Genomic DNA, 17986 nt, shown 5'->3' with positions numbered 1-17986 from the left:
CAAAGTACAAAACAAGAAGCGGCCGCACCGGAGTACTCCGGTGCGGCCGCTTCTGCATGGATGGGTTAGAAGTTGATGCGACCGACGATCTGCATCGTACGCATCGGCTGCGCGGATGTGATCTGTCCGAAGCTCGAGCTATTGAAGCCCGGTGTGCTTCCGTTGACGACCGTGGTGAGCGTTGTCGACGGGAACGACAGATTGACGTGGTTGAGGACGTTGAACGCATCCATACGGATCTGGAAGTTCACCTTCCGGTAGATCGGGATGATTCGCGAAACGGACAGGTCAAGATTCACTTCACCGGGGCCGACGATGCTGTTGCGTCCCAGCGTTCCTAGAGCAGCATGGAGCACTTCCGTACGTGCGGAACCCGTGCCCGTGAAAAGCGGCCCACTGGGCGTCAGAGGAAAGCGCGAGTCGGTCGTCGGCATGAAGTACTGGATCGCACTTCCGGTGCGGTACGGTGTGATCTTGAGCGAGTTGCTGCTTCCATTCGGACGCTGTGCTGTCGCGTTTGGAATGTTGTTGGTTTGCGTGATGTTGAGCGGTGCGCCGGAACGCATGATGAAGATCGGGGCGATCTTGAATCCGCGCAGCCAGGCTGGGCCAGTGGTGGTGTACTGTACGGCGATGTTCAACGTGTTGCGAATGTCGAACGAGGAAGCGGCGTAATCCAGCGCACGCAGCTTCGAGTTACCCATGTACTGGGCGTGTGCTGAAGCACTTGTGGGTACGCCGTTACCGAAGACGCTCGAATCGCTATCGCGGTTCTTCGCCCAGGTGTAGTTCATGATGAACGCGAGGTTCGTGCTGAACTGGCGGCGCAGCGAAGCCTGCATGGAGTCATACCGTGCGGTGCCGCCGGTGTAGACCGAGGTCCAGGTGCCGAGGTTGGAGAACGGCTTTGCGTTCTGCGTTGCGGTGGTCGTGTTCGCAAAGGCAACGGCGTCCCACTTTGTGATGTCCACCGTGTTGATGGGGATGTTCAGCGGAAGATGCACGGAGTGGTTGCCCACATAGTTCAGCTCAAAGAGCATGGCGAACGGAAGCTGCTGCTCGATGCCGAGGTTGTACTGCTGTACGAGCGAGAGCGGATCGAGCTTGCCGAATTGCACGCCGGAGACCGTTAGCGGATTCGATGCGGAGGTGCCCACGAGTACAGCGCCGGGGTTGTTGAGGTCGCGAACGCCGTTGAGCGGAAGACCCTGCGAGAGGGTGAACGGCTGCGCGACACCGGAGCCCTGGTTGTTGTACGACGAGGTGACGTCGTAGCCGGGATAGGCGATCTGGCCGCCGAGGTTCGAGAGCACCAGGCCGTAGAACATGCCGAAGCCGCCACGAACGACGGTAGAAGGGTGAGCGCTCCACGAGAAGCCAACGCGCGGCGAGAAGTCGAGCTTGGGCGTGGTGATGTTGAGTGAGTTGGTTGCGTTCTTGCCAGCGACGAGCAGCGAGCCGGTGCTGTCTTCAAAGCGAGAGTAGATATTGTTGGAGACGGTTTGCGGGCTTTCGTACTCGTAGCGTACGCCAGCGTTTACGACCAGCGTCGGGGTGATGCGATAGTCGTCCTGCAGGTAGATGCCGTAGTTGTAGTTGCGGCGGCCGGTGGGAGGCTGCGGCAGCTCGTAGTTCCCTGTCTTGATCTTGCCGTAGAGGAAGTCTGCCATGGCGTTTGCAGGGTTTCCGCTGTTGGCTGTCGGACTGGTAATTTCACCCGTGAAGTTGAGCGAGCCGTTGATGTACGAAGCCGGGTTGTAGGAGTTGAACTCGTTCTTGCGCAGGCTGAAGCCAGCCTTGAACGTGTGCGGTCCCCAGGTTTTGGTGACCGAGCCAAAGGGCGAGTAGGTGTTCGTCGCGTTGAACTGGGTGGTGTTGCTGGTGGCGCCAAACGAGGACTCGCCGGTAATGCTGGTGTAGGGGAGCTGGTCGAGCGGCGTGGAGGGAATTTTGAACGTGGTTGCCACGTTTGCGTTCCCGCCGGTCGGGTTGCGGTACGCCGCATAACGGAAGAAGCCCATGTGGATTTCGCTGACGAGCGTTGGGGAGAAGATGTGCGTTTCGCCGATTGATCCCATCCAGCCTTCCGAGCAGGCGCAGTCATAACCAGTGTTCAGCAGCAGGTCGTTGAAGGTGGGAACCTGTGGCGACATGTCGGTGAAGCGGTAGACGGAGGCAAAGATACGGTCGCTTTGACGGATCTGCTGATCCAGGCGGGCGTCCACTCTTTGCGTGACCGGCTTGGTCGTGGTCTGGTAGGTGTAGTTGTTGGTGTAGCGGTTGTTAGTGGCGTCGAACGTACCTGTCGTGTTGGCCTGGGGAATACGCGCAATGATTGCGGCGGCGGCTGGATCAATCGCCGTGACCTGGTTGTTTGCCAGCGGAAGCTTGGTCACAGGATCCACGATGGTGGTGGTAGCTGTGCTGAAGTTTCCTGTACGCCAGTCGGCGGAAGGTACGGTAGACGTCGAGGTCGTGGGGACGATCCGCTGCGTGCGGTCGTAGTTGATGAAGAAGAAGGTCTGATGGTTGCGACCGTAGAGCTTCGGGATGAACAATGGCCCACCGATGCTGCCACCGAACTGGTAGTAGCGATCGCGGGGGCGGGCCAGGACAGGGTTCTTCAGGCGATTGGCGTAGCTGTTGGCGTTCAACGCCTCATTACGCACCAGAGTGTAGAGGTTGCCGTGGAAGTCGCTGGTGCCGTACTTGGTGCTGACGGTGATGACGCCGCCGGAGGTTCGGCCGAACTCTGCCGGAGCGTTGAGCGCAAGCACCCGGAACTCGGTGATGCCGTCCGGTGAGGGCAGGGCCGCGGTGAAGCCGGTGGAAGGAACGACCAGTGAGACGCCGTCGAGGAGCAGTTCGGTGTTGAGCGAACGGCTGCCGTTGATGGAGATCTGCTGCGAGTTGACGGCCGTTGCCGAACCGCCGTGAGCGATGCCCGGAACGATTGCCAGCAGGTTGTAGGCGTCGCGCGACTGCAGCGGCAGGTTCTGGACTTCGGCCGGAGAGATCAGCGTGCTGATGTTCGAGCTTTCACGATCAAGCTGCTGGGTGCTGGTGGCCTGTACGTCCACCTGCTCGTTCGCACTGCCGACGGCGAGCGCAACGTCCAGCGAGGTGGTCTGCGAGACCGAGACCGTAATGTTGTTGAGCGTCTTCTTGCTCATGCCGGGCGAGGTGACCGTCAGCGAGTACTCGCCCGGAGGAATCTGCGGGGCGACGAACGAACCGTTCTCCAGCGTCTTGCCTGTGTAGACGACGACCTTCGTTTCCTGGCTCTTCAACGATACGGACGCTCCGGCAACCAGAGCTCCGGTGGCATCGGTTACGGTTCCGCGAACCGTAGCGTTGGTTCCCTGCGCGTAGGCGGCAGGAGCGATACATGCGGTCCCGACAACTCCGACGCCCAACATGGTGACTGACGCAAAGGAAACAGCAGCGCCGAGATTACGAATCCCTCGTGCGATCTCTGCTGGCTTTCCAGCTTTCTTGTTCAATGATCCGACTTCCTTCATGGCTCTCCCTTGGGAAGCTCGCCGTCTATATAGAACGTTGAGCCCCTGTCTTGATGCAACCCGAGGAATCTATTGAACGCAGATTACGGTCGGTTAGGACTTTACCGTTAACCTGACGGCAAACAGCCGATAAAAGGATAAAGTCATTTATTTACATGTATTTGCGATGGAGTTCCAGGTGTGTTCTGCGGACGTATGATACGTCCGAGATGCGGTTTTTCTACCGCACCGCAGGACAGGGTGCCAGGAGAGCGGAGTAGAGATCTCCACGAGCGCCGATCCAGACCGTCTTTTGATCGTCGGCGAGCAAAAGTGACGTCGGGCGCGACGGAAGTTCGGTGGTGCCGAGCAGCCGACCCTCGCTGGAGAGCAGATGAAGCTGATCGCCAGCAACGAGCAGACGCCCACAGCCGAGTTCAAGCACAGAGGTGCCTGCAATGGGAGCGATGGTCTCCGGAGTTTCGCCGCCGATAGGAAGTCGAGCCACCTGGGCGTCCTCTTCCGAGACCAGAAGCGTGCGCGTTCCCTTGCGATAGAGGCTGTACTGCGTACCGTAGAGCAGCGGTCGCATGTCTTTGGGGGTGGGAACGGTGCTTGTTTCTGCCGTCGGGAATCCCTGCTCGGCGTGAACCGAGGCCAGTAGAGCTTTCCATCCGCTATGACCGCCCGTTGGGAGCCAGCGCGCATCGCCTGCTGCGGTGGGAGCAAGAGCCGTTGCAGTGAGCGGCTCCGTGAGGCTGATGCGGTAGGCCTTGCCGGCGGCGTCCAGAACGACTGCACCGGCAGGTGTGATGGTGGCGATCACGACGGGCTTTACGTCCTCTGGCAGCTTTAGTTCTTCCACCTGCCCGCTGCTGGCGTGAAGCCGCAGGAGTTTGTGGGAAGAGGCGTCGGTGAAGAGTAAATCGCCATCCGGGAGAGACGTTAGCCCGGTGAGATCGGCGAAGCCATGCGCCACGAGATGCAGCGAACCGGGGACGAAGAGCATTGGACTCTGCAGCAGAGTGGACGGCACGAGCGGCGTGTCTGTATTAAGGAGCGAGAGATTAAGGAGCGCGAGTTCCCGTAGCCGCGAGCGGACGCTACTACGCTGGTCGAAGACGCTATTGTCGAAGGCGTAGCGGCCACCGCCGAAGACGTGGAGATCGACGAGTTCGCCGGAGTTGTGGCCGGTGATTTCGATGGCGTGGTCGGCTGGGCCGAGGCTGCGGGTGACGCGGTAGTCGAAGAGGTTGGCGATGCGGAGATCGTTGACGTTGTGGAGCGTCAGCGCAACGGCGTCCTTGCCCTGCTGGGCTTCCTCTTCTGTTTGCAGCGCGAAGAATCTCCAGTGGCTGACGCCGTCGAGCATGACTTCGTGGTGCAGGTGATGCTCGCAGGAGAACTGATAGACCGCGCCGGGGATTGCGGATGATTCGACCTGAATCCCAGCCTGGGCGAAGGAGCTTGCGCTCCAAATGGCACGGAAGACTCCACCGCCGCCACGGACGATAAGACTGGGGGCCTGCGTGCTCCAGCCCTGCGAAACAGGGGGTTCTGGCGTGGGAGCGGGATAGATGTGGATCGGGTGGTTGGCTTCGTCGAGCGTGCCGCGGCCGCCGAAGAACTTGACGTCTTCCAGAAGCGACGCGGCGCCCGAACGCCAGAGTAGAGCGTTGGCCCGGGGATTGAACGCGCCGGTCGAGAGGCCGATGCCGCTGATGATATTGCGGCTTTCGGGCTGAGTTTCCAGCACGGGGACCGGTGCGCCTGCGCCCTGAAAGGCCGGGGTGTTGTCCGCGAGAATGATCTGCGTCGCAAACGGATGTAGACCGATCAAAGCGGTTTCAAGCCGAAGATGCAGCGTGCCGGTGAGGCGGTATCTGCCCGCAGGAAAGAAGAGTGAGGCGTGGGTGTCGACCGCATGCTGAAGCGCAGCCGTATCGTCGTGCAGACCGTCGCCGACGACGCCGAGTTCGTGGACGTTGGCCCAGGTATCGGGCGCGGGAAGCGGGGAGACGTCGGTGGCGGGCAGTTTGTCGCTGACGCCGGGATGCTCGGCGTGCTGGAGATGTTGCTGGGAACGGCGGCCGTTCGCATCCGCGATGGTGCCGAGGCGGAGACGCTCCTCCGTAAAAGAGCCGGGCAGGCCGGGGAGAGCGGCGGAGAGGCTGGTGCCGGGCAAAAAGTGCGGAACGCCGATGCAGCGGAGGTTGTCGGCAGCGATCTGCGAACGCTCGTTGGCCGCGTCACCGGGCTGGATGGCAACGCCGCTGATCGCTTGCAGCGTGGTGTCGGCGAGGTAAAGATGTTCGATTTTACCTGCGGGGATTTCGACAGCGATGGGCGTGTGGAGGATCTGCACGCGCACCAGCGTGGTTCCGGCGTCGTGCGTGCGGACGGCGGCTTTCTGCTGGTCTTCGAGCACGGAGTCCATGAGCACCCACGGCCATGCGGGGGCGGTCACGCCGGTGTCGATGGCGTAGTCACCTCCGATCAGATGCAGGTCTTCGGCGATGTTTCCGGCGTCCCAGATGGCGGCGTGGCCGGAGCGCATCTCGATGCGCAGGTGCGAGAGGATGCCGTGCTGGGCGACATGAAAGCGCACGGCAGAGGCGGCGGGATTGCCCTTCCCGACCTGAATGTCGATGTTGAAGAGGCCGCTGTAGAAGGTGTCGGAGGTACCGTCCTGAATCGGCTGCCCCGCCCGGGGACGCTGGTGGGCGAAGTGGAAGAGCGCGACTGGAGTGTCCCCGGAGAAGCCGGAAGTGTTGTCTGGAAGGAGAAAGACGGGGCGCTTTGCGCCGAAGCCGATCAGGCGGATGCCGGTCCAGACGTAAATGGTGCGGGTGAGGCGGTAGCGACCTTCGGGGATGAAGATCACGCCCTGGTGGCGGGTTTCCTGCAGCTTGTCGATCGTGGCTTGCAGTTCCGCTGAGACATCTTCGCCGCTGCGACCGGTGAAGGTCGCAGCGGCGGGATCCTGAGGACGAAGAGGAAAGGTTGAGGCGTCCAGCGCCTGCTGGAGTGTTGCTTCCGCCCTTGCAGCGAAGACACACACAAGCAGAAGGCAGAGCGTGCCGACACGTCGAACGATGGGGAAACTCCAACTCAGCACGTGCCGTATCACCTCAACAACAATCAGCTTAGAAGCCCGCAGTGCACAAAAGGATGGCGCTGTAGGGAGCAAGCTCCACCACAGCCTTGCCCTTGCGGACGGCGATCTTCTCTGTTTTCTTCGGCATCCAGTGGCCGTCCGTCGTGACTTCCGCGCCGGCGAAGGTGACACCGGAGGTGCTTTCGAGCGAGGGGGCCTGCAGTCTCCAGCCAGAGAACTCAGCGGCGGACGCGCCCTCGAGGCTGGCGGGGAGATCGACTTCAAGGCGTACAGGAACGGCATCACGGTTGACGATGGCGAGGGCCGCGCCCTTTGCCTTCGTTCCAGCGTAGGCGACTACGTTCTTGCCGCCAGCGTTGACCTCGCAGGCGTGAAGCTGCGCTCCGGCGAAGGCGCCCGCCATCTGGAGACCATAGAAGATGGGACGTGCGACGAGGCCCTTTGCCGGGGAACCGGCGATGGGGGTGTAGTAGCCGTTGCCGCCGCCGTGCAGGTTAACGCCGGTCGAACCCTGCTCCGCAAGCTGAAGCCAGAAGTCAACCGCCCACAGCGCGGAGGCAAAGGTGTCGCTAACGCCTTTCTTTCCTGCTCCGTAGCAGGTGTTACCTTCCGACATACGGTACGGTACGCCGTTGGCGTTGCCGATTTCGATGGCCCGGAGGACGTGATCTTTCAGGCGAGCGTTGGGCTCCAGCAGGAAGCCGGTCGTCATCTTCGGATCAGTCGGCGGGCCACCGGCGTAGTAGTGGCCGGTGAGCAGGCCGATCTTGCCCTTCTCCTGCTCGCAGAACTTCTTCATCCAGACAGGTTCGTAGGAGGTGTCGGGGCCTGCGATCATGACGTGCGGCACGCGGGGGTGGACGGCGTCGTAAAAGAGCTGCCACTTGGTGATGAACTCGTCGTATGTCCAGTGCTGCTTGGGGTCCTTGTTGTGCTTGAAGAGGTCGGGTTCGTTGCCGAACTGCAGCGCGACGAGGTTCGTCCCGATGGCTTTTGCGACGTATTCGGCTTCGTCCGCAGCCGTTTCCGGGGTTCCGGCGGCAAGGTTGAGGCCGTAGATCAGCTTCCAGCCGGTGAGCTTGAGGAACTTCGCCAGATTGTCGATGGCGACAGCGGGGATTTTGTAGGTGCGGGGCGAGCCGTGGCCGGGGTCCGGGCCTTCGACGCCGTCGGGGGTTTCCGTCACAGGGGCCTTGGGATCCCAGAAGCTGAACTCGCTCATGTTACCGCCGATGCGGAGCACGCCGTCATGGCCGAGCAGGCGGAAGTAGCGGGCGAGTGCGGCGGAGTCGCCGGAGAAGAACTGCGGGTGAGCGAGTTGGGTGGTCTCGTAGCTGAGCCCGGTGTAGTCGGCGGCGATGTGCTTTCCGGCGGTCGCAGAGACGACGACGGACCCAGCGACCGGGCTGACCGGAGCCTGAGCAAAAGCAGAGAGCCGGGCAGAGGCGAGAACGCCGGCAGCGGCGAGCCCTCCGCGAAGTACCTGGCGACGGGTGGGCAAAGCTGCTGAAACTTCGGACGGCGTACCCATTTCTGGGTGTGTGGGGCGATTCACGATGCGTGCTCTCCTCGAACCAATATCAGGCTTCCAAGATAGGGGTTGAAGCAGGTGCTCGGCACCGGGCCTTACCGCAAGATACGGTGTGCTGCGCTTCCTGACCGTATGCAGCGGCATGTATCATACGGCTCATCCCGCAGGTCAACGATAGCTATGCCGGGTGTTTTCAACGTCGGTGGTGGTGTGGATGCGGGTAGTTTCTCTTGACAAGATGACTGGGGATGAGCGGCGCGAGATCGATCAGGAGCTCGAACGGCTGCTGTCGCATACTCTCTTCCGCCATAGTCGCCGTCTTCCGGCGTTCCTCCAATTTGTGGTCCACGAGTCTTTGGCGCACGGCGAAGCGGCTCCGCTGAAAGAGCGCACGCTGGGTGTGGAGGTCTTCGGCCGCAAGCCGGACTATGACACTAACGCCGACCCGATTGTCCGGGTGACCGCGACCGAGCTGCGCAAAAAGCTGGCGCAGTACTACTACACCGATGGCCGCGATGACGGTATCCATATTGAGTTGCCTTCGGGCACGTACCTGCCGCTCTATCGCCGCCCCGCTGAGGCGGTTGTGGTGGTTGAGCCCCCTGCGCTCGAAGTAGCGACGGTGCAGGAGACGGCTGCGGCCGAAGAAGCTATGGCTTCGGCACATGCTGCCGTAGAAGAACAGACGCAGGCGACGCTGGAAGCAAAGTCCTCTTCAAAGCTCTGGAGGGTGGTGGCCTGTGCTCTGGTACTCCTGCTGGTGGCGGCACTGGCGGGCTACATCCCTCTGCTGAAACGCAACCAGCCGACGCAGGTGGGCGCGTTCTGGGCGGCGTTCCTGGGTAGTTCTGACAGCGCCATCATTGTGATGCCGGTGATCCGGCACGTTCCTGCTCCTGATTCACCGGAGCGACCGAGTGATGTTTCGGTAGCGCCAAACCTGTCAATTGAAGACACGACGATCGCGGCGCGTGTGGCTGGGCGGTTGGAACGCGAGAACCTTAAGTACTGGCTGGCGTCTTCGTCCGAGATCAGTTTCTCCGAGCTGCGGACCGGACCGGCGATCTTCATCGGCGCGCTAGACAATGCGTGGACGCTGCGACTGACCAAAGATCTTCCGTTCCACTTTGAAGAGTCGCCCGATGGCCGCACGGGACGGATTGTGGCCAAGGATGGCAAGACGCAGTGGGCCGTCGACATTACGACGCCGCACCAGCGGATCGCAAAAGACTATGGGATTGTGGCGAAGTTTCATAGCCCGCTCTCGGGCGAACCGTCTGTCATCATTGCGGGAATTTCCTCGCAGGGAACGCAGGCAGCGGGCGAGTTGCTGACCTCGCCGCAGGCGTTCAAGGGCGCACTGCGTGATTTGAAAAATGCAGAGAACTTCGAAGCCATCGTTGAGACAGAAGCGGTAGATGGCAAGGCAGGTCCTCCTCACGTGATCGCATTCAAGACGTGGTGATGCCGTAACACCAACACCGAAACGGACTACGTTCAGCAACATCCCTTCCTGACTCATATGAGGCAAATTATGTCGCGCCAACGATAGAGGTTTGGGCGTACATTTTGTAGCCGGGGAATGAATGAGAGTTCGGATTGTCGCCTGTTTGCTGCTGATGATTTCGTTCGTTTGCACACAGGCGCAAACGACAAAGACTAAGCACTCTTTCCGCGTAGTCGGGGATCACTTCGAGCTGGACGGTAAGCCCTTCGAAGTGATTGCCGGAGAGCTGCACTACGCGCGCATACCGCGTCAGTACTGGCGGCAACGCCTGCAGATGGCGCGGGCCATGGGGCTGAACACAGTCGCGACGTACGTCTTCTGGAACGTGCATGAGCCTAGTCCCGGCGTCTTCGATTTCAAAGGGCAGGCCGACCTTGCCGCCTTCATAAGGCTTGCGCAGGAAGAGCATCTGTACGTTCTGCTGCGAGCAGGTCCTTACTCCTGCGCGGAGTGGGAGTTCGGTGGCTTCCCTGCCTGGCTGCTGAAAGACCCGGCGATGAGCCATGCGCTGAGAGCGAACGACCCGGCGTTTCTGGTGCCGACGACGAGGTGGCTGAACCGTCTTGGGCAGGAGGTCGCGAAGTACCAGATAGAGAATGGCGGGCCCATCCTCGCCACGCAGGTGGAGAACGAGTATGGGAACTTCTCCAACGACAAGGCTTATCTCAAACGCATCTACGAGATTCTTGTCGCAGCGGGTTTCAATCGCTCGCTGCTCTACACGGTGAATCCGTCGAAGGCGCTCGTCAGTGGAGGGCTGGATGGCGTCTACTCCGGCGTCAACTTTGGGACAGGGAGAGCCCCCGCAGCCCTAACTACGTTGGCCGAAGCGCGTCCGGGACAGCCGCTTTTTGCGACAGAGTACTGGCCCGGATGGTTCGACCTGTGGGGGCATCCGCACGAAACGCGACCGCTTGCGCCACAGATTGCCGACCTGGAGTACATGCTGAGCCACCATGCTTCGTTCAACCTCTACATGTTCCACGGAGGCACGAACTTCGGGATGATGGCCGGGGCAAGCCGAAGCACGGGAAGTTATCGAGGAAACGTGACGAGTTACGACTACGACGCTCCACTTGATGAAGCAGGGCATCCCACGGCGAAGTTCTTTGCCTATCGTGACGAGATTCTGAAGCATACCGGCGAGAAGCCGTTACCGCTGCCAGCCGTTCCAGCCGTCATCACGATTCCGCCGTTTGAGGTTCGTCCCATAGCTTCGCTGTGGGAGCATTTGCCAGCTCCGATCAAAAGCAAATTGCCGCTGACGATGGAAGAGGTTGGTCAATCTTATGGCTACATCCTGTATCGCACAGAGCTTCCTCATGCGGTTCACGCGAAGATGCTCGTGCTGGACCACCTGTATGACTATGCGCAGGTCTTCGTCGACGGAAAGCTGGTGGGAACGCTTGATCGGCATTACGCGCAGCACTCGCTGAGCCTGACGACAACGGGAGCAAGCCGGCTGGATATCCTGGTCGAAAACACTGGGCGCCTGAACTCGACGCGGGCCATGCGTGATGAACGCAAAGGGCTTCGCGGTGCAACGCTCGATGGAGAGCCGCTGACAGGCTGGGAGATCTATCCGCTGCCGATGAATGACCCGATGACGTTCGCTTCGGGCAAGCAAGAGCCTGCAGAGATGCAAGCGCCGCACATGAGTGCGGGCTCGTTTGAGTTGCAGACGGTGGGAGACAGCTTCCTTGATGTACGTGGGCTGGGCAAGGGAGTTCTATGGATCAACGGCCGAGCGCTTGGCCGGTTCTGGAACATCGGTCCGCAGGGCACGCTATATCTTCCAGGAGCATGGCTTCATAAAGGACGCAATAGCGTTCTCGTCTTCGAGCTGGACGAGAAGCACCAGACGGTGTCGCTGAGCGGACTAGACAAGCCGATTCTCGATGCTCCCACACCTGGTTATGCGGACGATCCGGAGCGGCGGAAGAAAGACGATCCAACGGCAGAGTTCGGCTCAAAGCTTGCAGCGCCTGCCGATGCTCCAAAGCCGTAGAAGGCAAGCGACACAAAGCAAAAGGCAGCCAGACGCTATCGCGACGGGCTGCCATTTGCGAGAGCAGCGTTTCTACTGTTCAGGCTTTAGCAATTCAGGCGGAAACGTAGAAAAGTCGCGGTCGACGGGCTTGTGGAGAAGGAACTTATCAGAGAACGCGAGCATCGCGTCCCAGTCTCCCTGCACCAGGCCGTGCGGACGATTGGCGAAGCTGACACCGAGTTTGTCCTCCGCATGAAGGAAGGCAAAGACGGGGCGAGCGGCGAGGAAGCTCTGATATACGCCGTTGATGTTGACGTTCTGGTCGTGCGTGCCTTCGAGCGAGATGGTGGGACGCGGAGCGCAGAGCGCAAGGAACCAGTGTTCGTCGAAGGGCAGTTTGTCCTGCTGCCCCCAGAACTGGTGCAGGTGGTCGGAAAACCAGTTTGGATACTTGCGCACCATCTCGTCGAGGCCCTCTTTGCCTCCGCGACCGTGGCCGCTGTAGCGGTAGGCAGGGGTGCCTCCGCCGGAGCTTGCGACGGGTGCAATCATCGCGATGCGTTCATCGAAGGCACCGGCGATGAGCGCGGACTTGCCGGTGCGTGAGACGCCGGTGACGATGAGCTTCGTCTTGTCCACGGCGGCATCGGTCTCCAGATAGTCGACGATGCGCGAGACACCCCAGGCCCACGCTCGCAGAAGACCCCAGTCGTACTGCGGATACGCGGGGAAGAAGCGCGTTGTGCGATACGCCCAGCTACCGTCGGGGAGGCGCAACGTGGTGTCTTCGCCGCAGTCGTTGTAGTTGAAGGTGACGAACGCATAGCCGTGAAGAATGGCGGGATTCGTGGTGGCGATCTCTTCTGCCGTGCGTGCATGCTGGCCTGCGCGAAGAGCCTGCCCTTCACGCGCTCCGGGGGCTGCGGCGACTGGAGCCGAGGTCATCGGGCCGGTGACGAGAAGCACGTCCTGATTTTTGCCCTGGTTCGCTCCCTGCGCCAGGCGAGGAAGCTGTGTCGCTCCGGGCGGCGTGCCCGAAGGCGAGATGATGGCCGGCGCAGCAGGCACACCGATGGGAGTGAAGATGCCGATGTCGAGGCCAAGGCTTTGCTGCGGACCGAAGCTGAGATGCACTAACTGGTAGCGCACCTTGCCGGCAGCCACCACTTCTTCGTGCAGGATGCGGCCCTTCACGTTGCCGGGAGGCGGAGGCGCCTGACCAACGGCGTAGTACTCGAGCGTCGCGCGTATCTGCTGCCGACGCTGCTGCCACTGCTTCATGGTCCGCACACGCTGACCGTTGTTCATCACCAACGGATCAGGCATAGCCGTGCGCGTGGGAAGAGCATCCGGGCCGGGCATGGGCTTCATGCCTGTCTTGATGGCAGGTACCGGAATCTCCTTCGGGTCGGGCCGCGAAGGAACGCTGCTCGCGGTCTGTGCAGCGAGCGATGCGGTGGAGAGTACGGTGATAGCGGCCAGTAGTTTTTTGCGGTTCATCCATGCCTCTCGTGTTCTTCGCCTTTTGCCGACAGTTATTGTCCGAGCACATAGGGCGGTTGCAGCGGCGGAGTCGGTGGTGTTGGCTTTGGTGCTTCAAGCGTTGCGGCGTTCGCCAGGCCCTTGCCGGTGACGTTGTACGTGCTCAGCAACGGGCCGGTGAAGCCGGTGACGTGGATCTCGCTCAGGTCAGCGTTCTTGATGTTTGCCAACAACATTCCCTTTGCGCACGTACCGCTGATGTTCTTCAGCAGAAGACCATCCAGAGGCTTGTCACCGTCAATCTCATCCGCCTGTACGAGAACGGGAACGTCCGTCACGCGAATGTTGGTGAACTTGAAGCGTGCAAAGTGAGGAACGCCGTCCATCCCGGCCACAGGTGCGGGGTCCTGCAACCCGCTGCCCGTCTGGTTGAAGCGAAGGAAGCCCTGCCTTGTATTTGAAACGTCGAGATCATTGAATGTGAGGTCTTCGATGAAGGCTCCACGGCCAATGCGGCTCTTGATATAGATGGCATAGCTGCGCGCGCCGGTGAACTTGCAGTGCTCGACGAGCAGATTGCGAACGCCGCCTGAGGCCTCACTACCGATGCCGATGCAGGCGAAGCCAGAGTCGTTGAAGGTGCAGTTCGAGACGTGGACGTCTTCGCAGGGAACGCCGATCACGTTGCCTTCCATGCCGCGCCCGCTCTTCAGCGAGATGCAGTCATCCTTCGTCTCGAAGGTGCAGTTGTCGATGCGCACATGCTTGCACGAGTCCACATCGATGCCGTCTGCACCGCTGATGATGGTGAGGTTGCGGAAGGTGACGTTCTCGCAGAACAGTGGGTGCGTCGACCACATATCGTTGCCCTGTGTGTAGATGTTTTCGACGAGCAGGTTGCGGACGCGTGTGAACTCCATCAGCGCGGGGTTGCGAATAATGTCGCGGCGCGCAACCCTGTTGCTGGAGGTGGGGCCGTGAGGTGTTCCCGCAGGTGGTCGCACGATCTCGGAGCCGTCTGCATTGCGAACGCGACCAGGAATAGCTGGACTGGCAAGGATGCGGCCTTTCCCTGTGATCGTTACGTTCTCCGCAGAGTTCGCGTTGATGAACGCGCCGTAGCCCTTGATAAAACGGCCTTCCCAGCGCACCTGCGTCAAGGGATAGTCGTTGATGTCGGGCGAGCCGAGCAGGCTTGCTCCCTCCTGCAGATGCAGGGTGGTGTTCGAGCGTAGGAAGAGCGCACCGGTCAGATACTCACCCGGCGGAACGAGGACCTCGCCGCCACCAAGCAGATTGCAACGATCCAGCGCCTGCTGCAACGCCAACGTATCTTTGGTCTTCCCGTCCCCGGTCGCGCCCAGGTCGCGCACGTTTATCTGTGCACGCTGACCGCCAGGCGTTGCGGTCTCTGGCGCAGATGACGTAGAGAGCGTCTTTGCAGTCAACACGCCGGGCATGGCTACCAGCGACAGCGCGGATGCGCCCTTGAGGAATCTTCTGCGGGAGTTCTGTTCTGCGTTCATGGCGTGTCCTTTATGGGCCGACGAAATGGACAGCGTTATCCGTTCCGCGCGCGTCCACTGGGATTTTTCCGACGCATGAAAAATAGCATGTCCGCCCTACGACGATCTACCCGGACAGCGAGCCTCCCCCATGTCCCGCTCTCGTGGCCTTCGACATGGAAAACGCAACAAGTCTGCGAATTGGTCGATAAACGAAGTACAACTTTGCCACTGACACCTTGGTGGGGTTCGTCTTGCGACAAAGTTGGCGTAGGGTAAAAAAGAACCCCACTGGATAAGGTTGAGCAAGACGATGCAACGGAAAATTGCCTATCAATGCGGAGCTGCGGCTCTTTTCGTGATGTCACTGAATCTGCAGGCCCAAACGGCTCCGCCGAAGGCCACTTCCCTCACTGTCGCGATTGCCCCTGGGCACAGCGACGGCAAGGTTGTTGCAACGGTGGACGGCAAACCCCATACCGTTACCGCGCACGGCCGGTTGGGCTGGCTCGCGGAAGCCGGTGAGAGCGCGCTTGTTGTGACACCTGCGGGAAGCAAGGGCGAGCAAGGCCCTCAGCTTCGCCTGTATGACATCGACACAGGCGAGCGACACACGCTTGGGGCGCTTCCAATGATGGCGCCAGCCTTCAAAGAAGCCCATGATGAGCATGGACTCCCCGTCTTTTTCCTTACAGGTGAGCAGGATGGCAAGCCGACGATTTACATCGCCGACGCGCAGGCGATTCGCGCTGTGCTGACGGGTGCCAGCAATCCTACGGTGGACGGCCAGACGCTTCATGTCCGTAACAGCAACGGAAGCGAGCAGACGTATACGCTGGCAGAAGTGACCGGGGCACCACTACTGAACCGCATCTATAAGGTTGGCCCGCGAACGCTGCAACTGCTGCCCACCGGCACAGCGTACCTGCAGCCGGTAAGCACCGAGGCCACGAAGGTGACATGGACGCTGGATAGCGAGAATGTTGTGCTGCACGAAGGCGAGAAGACAGAAACGATCTCTCGCGCCTCCCTGCAAACAACCGAAGGCATTCCTGCTGACACACGGCTGACCGTTCGCCTGCTCGCTCCGCTGAACTCGCGCACGGCCAAGGTAGGCCAGAGCATTCAAGCTGTATTGATTACGCCCGCGATGATCGGCGGCAAGCTGTATCTGCCGCAGGGCACCACCATCGACGGAACGATCGTGGAAGCCCATGGCGTTCACTATGGCATGGGTCACGAGCGTGCCGCACTAGCTCTGCACTTCACCACAGCGAAGCCTCCGGCAGCAGCCTCCATGCCCATCGACGCGTACATCGTGGCTGTGGACAATGCGAACGAGAGCGTGGACAGCAAAGGCGTGATCCACGGCGTGCGCGCCACGGGAACTCTGGGCCACTCGGCTGAAGGAAAGATCGTTGCCCTCGCGCAGGTCGACCCCATCGCGTACATCGCGCTGCAGGCCTCCGGTACAGCGGTGCTCGGCTTTGCGGAGTCTGAAATTCTCTACCCTGCCGGGACGGAGATGATCATGCGCTTCGCCGCGCCGGTCATTACGGAAACGACCTTCACGCCCTCCATTCCACTCACCGTCTCTGCGGATCAGGCAGGGCTTGCCGCGATGGTAAAGTCGCTTCCCTACCGCACGGCGACGCAGACGGGCAATCATCCTTCGGATCTGACGAACCTCGTCTTCCTCGGTACACCTGCTGAGGTCGCGCGCGCGTTCACCTCTGCGGGATGGGTCAAAGCCGACACGCTGACAGCCGCGTCGACCTTCTCCACGATGCGCTCGGTCTCGGGCACAGAGGTCTATCGCGAAGCGCCGATGTCTATGCTGTTGCTCAACGGCAAAGAACCGCTCTACACCTTTACGAAGACGACCAACACCTTCAACTCGCGGCATCATCTTCGCATCTTCGACACGGGCCTTCGCTATGAAGGCGTCCCTGTGCTGACGGCCTCGAGCACGCAGGACACAGGCATCGCGTTCTCGCGAAAGAAGAGGACGCTCATCCATGTCATCGATCACTACATCGACAACGAACGCAGCAAGGTGGTGAATGACCTCGTCTTCACACACTGTGTCGATGGTCTGCAGATGGTCGAGCGTCCGTGGGTTCCGCTCGACGCGTATAACTCCACCGGCGATCGCCTGCGCACCGACGGAGAAACCGCCGTGCTGCAGATGAACGGCTGCGAACAGCCGCACATCACCTTCCCGACACCAGCCGTTCGCCCGAACCTCTTCGAACGCAGCATCCGCAACACCATGCTGACGCTGCGCAACGACATCTACCGCGGCAACGTGGTCTACCAGGGCGTCGATGGCGGCATCAAGGTGCGTGGCTTTCTGCATGAAAAGGATGCTCCACGAAGCCTTGGCTCCTGGTATCGCACGGAAGCCTCCGAAGCGGATCCTTCGCTGGCCTACGGCGAACCGCAGGATCACCGCGAGGCCAAGGAAGTGCTGCAGCGCGAAACAACTATGACCGCTGCCCAGCGTTGGGCTCCGCCGCATTACGAAATTGCCTTGCACGGTGGCTACATCCGCTTCCGCAATGCTTCGCTAGAGAGCGATCTCATTGCGCTGGTTCCAGATGACCCCGCGAACCCAACCTATGTTGCAGGCTTTGGCGATGAAGTGGGCGATGGATGGACCGCAGGCTTCACCGTCACGCTGAACAGCTGGAAGTGGGTGTCGAACGAGTTCGGCTACTTCCGCCAGCAGGGCAAGTACAGGCTCAACGGCATTAGCATCGCTGTGCCGGGCAATGATACGAACGTCGACGACGCGGTGATTGACGAAGCGTCTGAGACGGTTGGCCTTGTGACACGGCAGTTCGAATACAACACACTCATTCACTTCCGTCCGCCGACCTCACGCTGGCGTCCGTACATCGCTGCGGGTCCGGTGCTGCAGTTGATCGCACTCTCGGACGCGCCGCTGAAGAAGCCCGCCGGCGTGTACACGCTCGGGTTGAAGAACATCGGCCTCTTCAAAGCAGCGTTTGACTTCGGCAACACGCCGCCGCTCGATGGCGGTGGCATCTTCCAACCCGGACTCGAGTACGGTGCAGGCATCAAGTACCGCGTGACGCCGCGCATCATGGTGCGCATGGATTGGCGAGAGACCTGGTCGAAGAACCCGCAGATCATCCGCGACTCTTACGAGGAAGCGATTCCGGATGACCTCCAGGGCGACTACGACGCCCTCATCTTCCATGAAAGCCCGGACAAGAAGTTCTTCCAGCAGCGCGCCACGATGGGCATTGCCTTCACCTTCTAACTTTCGAGAAAACCCAACGCCCCGCAGACTCAGCAAGATAGTCTGCGGGGCGTTTCACGTTCAC

8 protein-coding genes are annotated in these 17986 nt (G+C 60.7%); 3 read left to right on the top strand and 5 right to left on the bottom strand.

Annotated features, from left to right (window positions below):
• Positions 1-65: 65 nt before the first annotated feature.
• The 3 genes from PW792_05320 to PW792_05310 form a co-directional block, all read right to left on the bottom strand.
• Complete coding sequence (locus PW792_05320) at positions 66-3521, bottom strand: carboxypeptidase regulatory-like domain-containing protein (protein ID MDE1161352.1); 3456 nt, start codon at positions 3519-3521, stop codon at positions 66-68.
• A gap of 220 nt (positions 3522-3741) precedes the next feature.
• On the bottom strand, positions 3742-6618 hold the full coding sequence (locus tag PW792_05315) for a glycosyl hydrolase family 28-related protein (protein MDE1161351.1): 2877 nt from the start codon (positions 6616-6618) through the stop codon (positions 3742-3744).
• 28 nt (positions 6619-6646) lie between these two features.
• Complete coding sequence (locus tag PW792_05310; GenBank protein ID MDE1161350.1) at positions 6647-8173, bottom strand: glycosyl hydrolase family 79 C-terminal domain-containing protein; 1527 nt, start codon at positions 8171-8173, stop codon at positions 6647-6649.
• 190 nt (positions 8174-8363) lie between these two features.
• On the opposite strand from PW792_05310, the gene PW792_05305 reads away from it, so the two are divergent.
• Together PW792_05305 and PW792_05300 are read left to right on the top strand one after the other, a co-directional pair.
• Positions 8364-9614, top strand: coding sequence for a hypothetical protein (locus PW792_05305; GenBank protein ID MDE1161349.1), 1251 nt, complete (start codon positions 8364-8366; stop codon positions 9612-9614).
• A gap of 121 nt (positions 9615-9735) precedes the next feature.
• On the top strand, positions 9736-11664 hold the full coding sequence (locus PW792_05300) for a beta-galactosidase (GenBank protein MDE1161348.1): 1929 nt from the start codon (positions 9736-9738) through the stop codon (positions 11662-11664).
• A gap of 72 nt (positions 11665-11736) precedes the next feature.
• Here PW792_05300 and PW792_05295 read toward each other — a convergent pair whose 3' ends face one another.
• On the bottom strand, positions 11737-13146 hold the full coding sequence (locus tag PW792_05295) for an alpha/beta hydrolase family protein (GenBank protein MDE1161347.1): 1410 nt from the start codon (positions 13144-13146) through the stop codon (positions 11737-11739).
• A gap of 35 nt (positions 13147-13181) precedes the next feature.
• A complete protein-coding gene (locus tag PW792_05290; GenBank protein MDE1161346.1) occupies positions 13182-14654 on the bottom strand; it encodes a glycoside hydrolase family 28 protein in 1473 nt (490 codons plus the stop codon).
• A gap of 340 nt (positions 14655-14994) precedes the next feature.
• Between PW792_05290 and PW792_05285 the strand changes: the two genes are divergently transcribed.
• The gene (locus PW792_05285) at positions 14995-17922 is read left to right on the top strand and encodes an LssY C-terminal domain-containing protein (protein ID MDE1161345.1); all 2928 of its coding nucleotides are present in this window, start codon (positions 14995-14997) and stop codon (positions 17920-17922) included.
• Positions 17923-17986 lie beyond the last annotated feature (64 nt).

It is taken from the genome of Acidobacteriaceae bacterium, from assembly GCA_028283655.1.
Lineage (GTDB): Bacteria > Acidobacteriota > Terriglobia > Terriglobales > Acidobacteriaceae > Granulicella.
Note: the sequence above shows the minus strand (reverse complement) of the source record. Positions and strands in the feature narration are given on the sequence as shown.

Bases quoted from the DNA above. Each gene is read 5' to 3' on its own strand.
- PW792_05305 (MDE1161349.1), top strand. From the start codon at position 8,364: ATGCGGGTAGTTTCTCTTGACAAGATGACTGGGGATGAGCGGCGCGAG.
- PW792_05300 (MDE1161348.1), top strand. From the start codon at position 9,736: ATGAGAGTTCGGATTGTCGCCTGTTTGCTGCTGATGATTTCGTTCGTT.
- PW792_05295 (MDE1161347.1), bottom strand. From the start codon at position 13,146: ATGAACCGCAAAAAACTACTGGCCGCTATCACCGTACTCTCCACCGCA.
- PW792_05290 (MDE1161346.1), bottom strand. From the start codon at position 14,654: ATGAACGCAGAACAGAACTCCCGCAGAAGATTCCTCAAGGGCGCATCC.
- PW792_05320 (MDE1161352.1), bottom strand. From the start codon at position 3,521: ATGAAGGAAGTCGGATCATTGAACAAGAAAGCTGGAAAGCCAGCAGAG.
- PW792_05285 (MDE1161345.1), top strand. From the start codon at position 14,995: ATGTCACTGAATCTGCAGGCCCAAACGGCTCCGCCGAAGGCCACTTCC.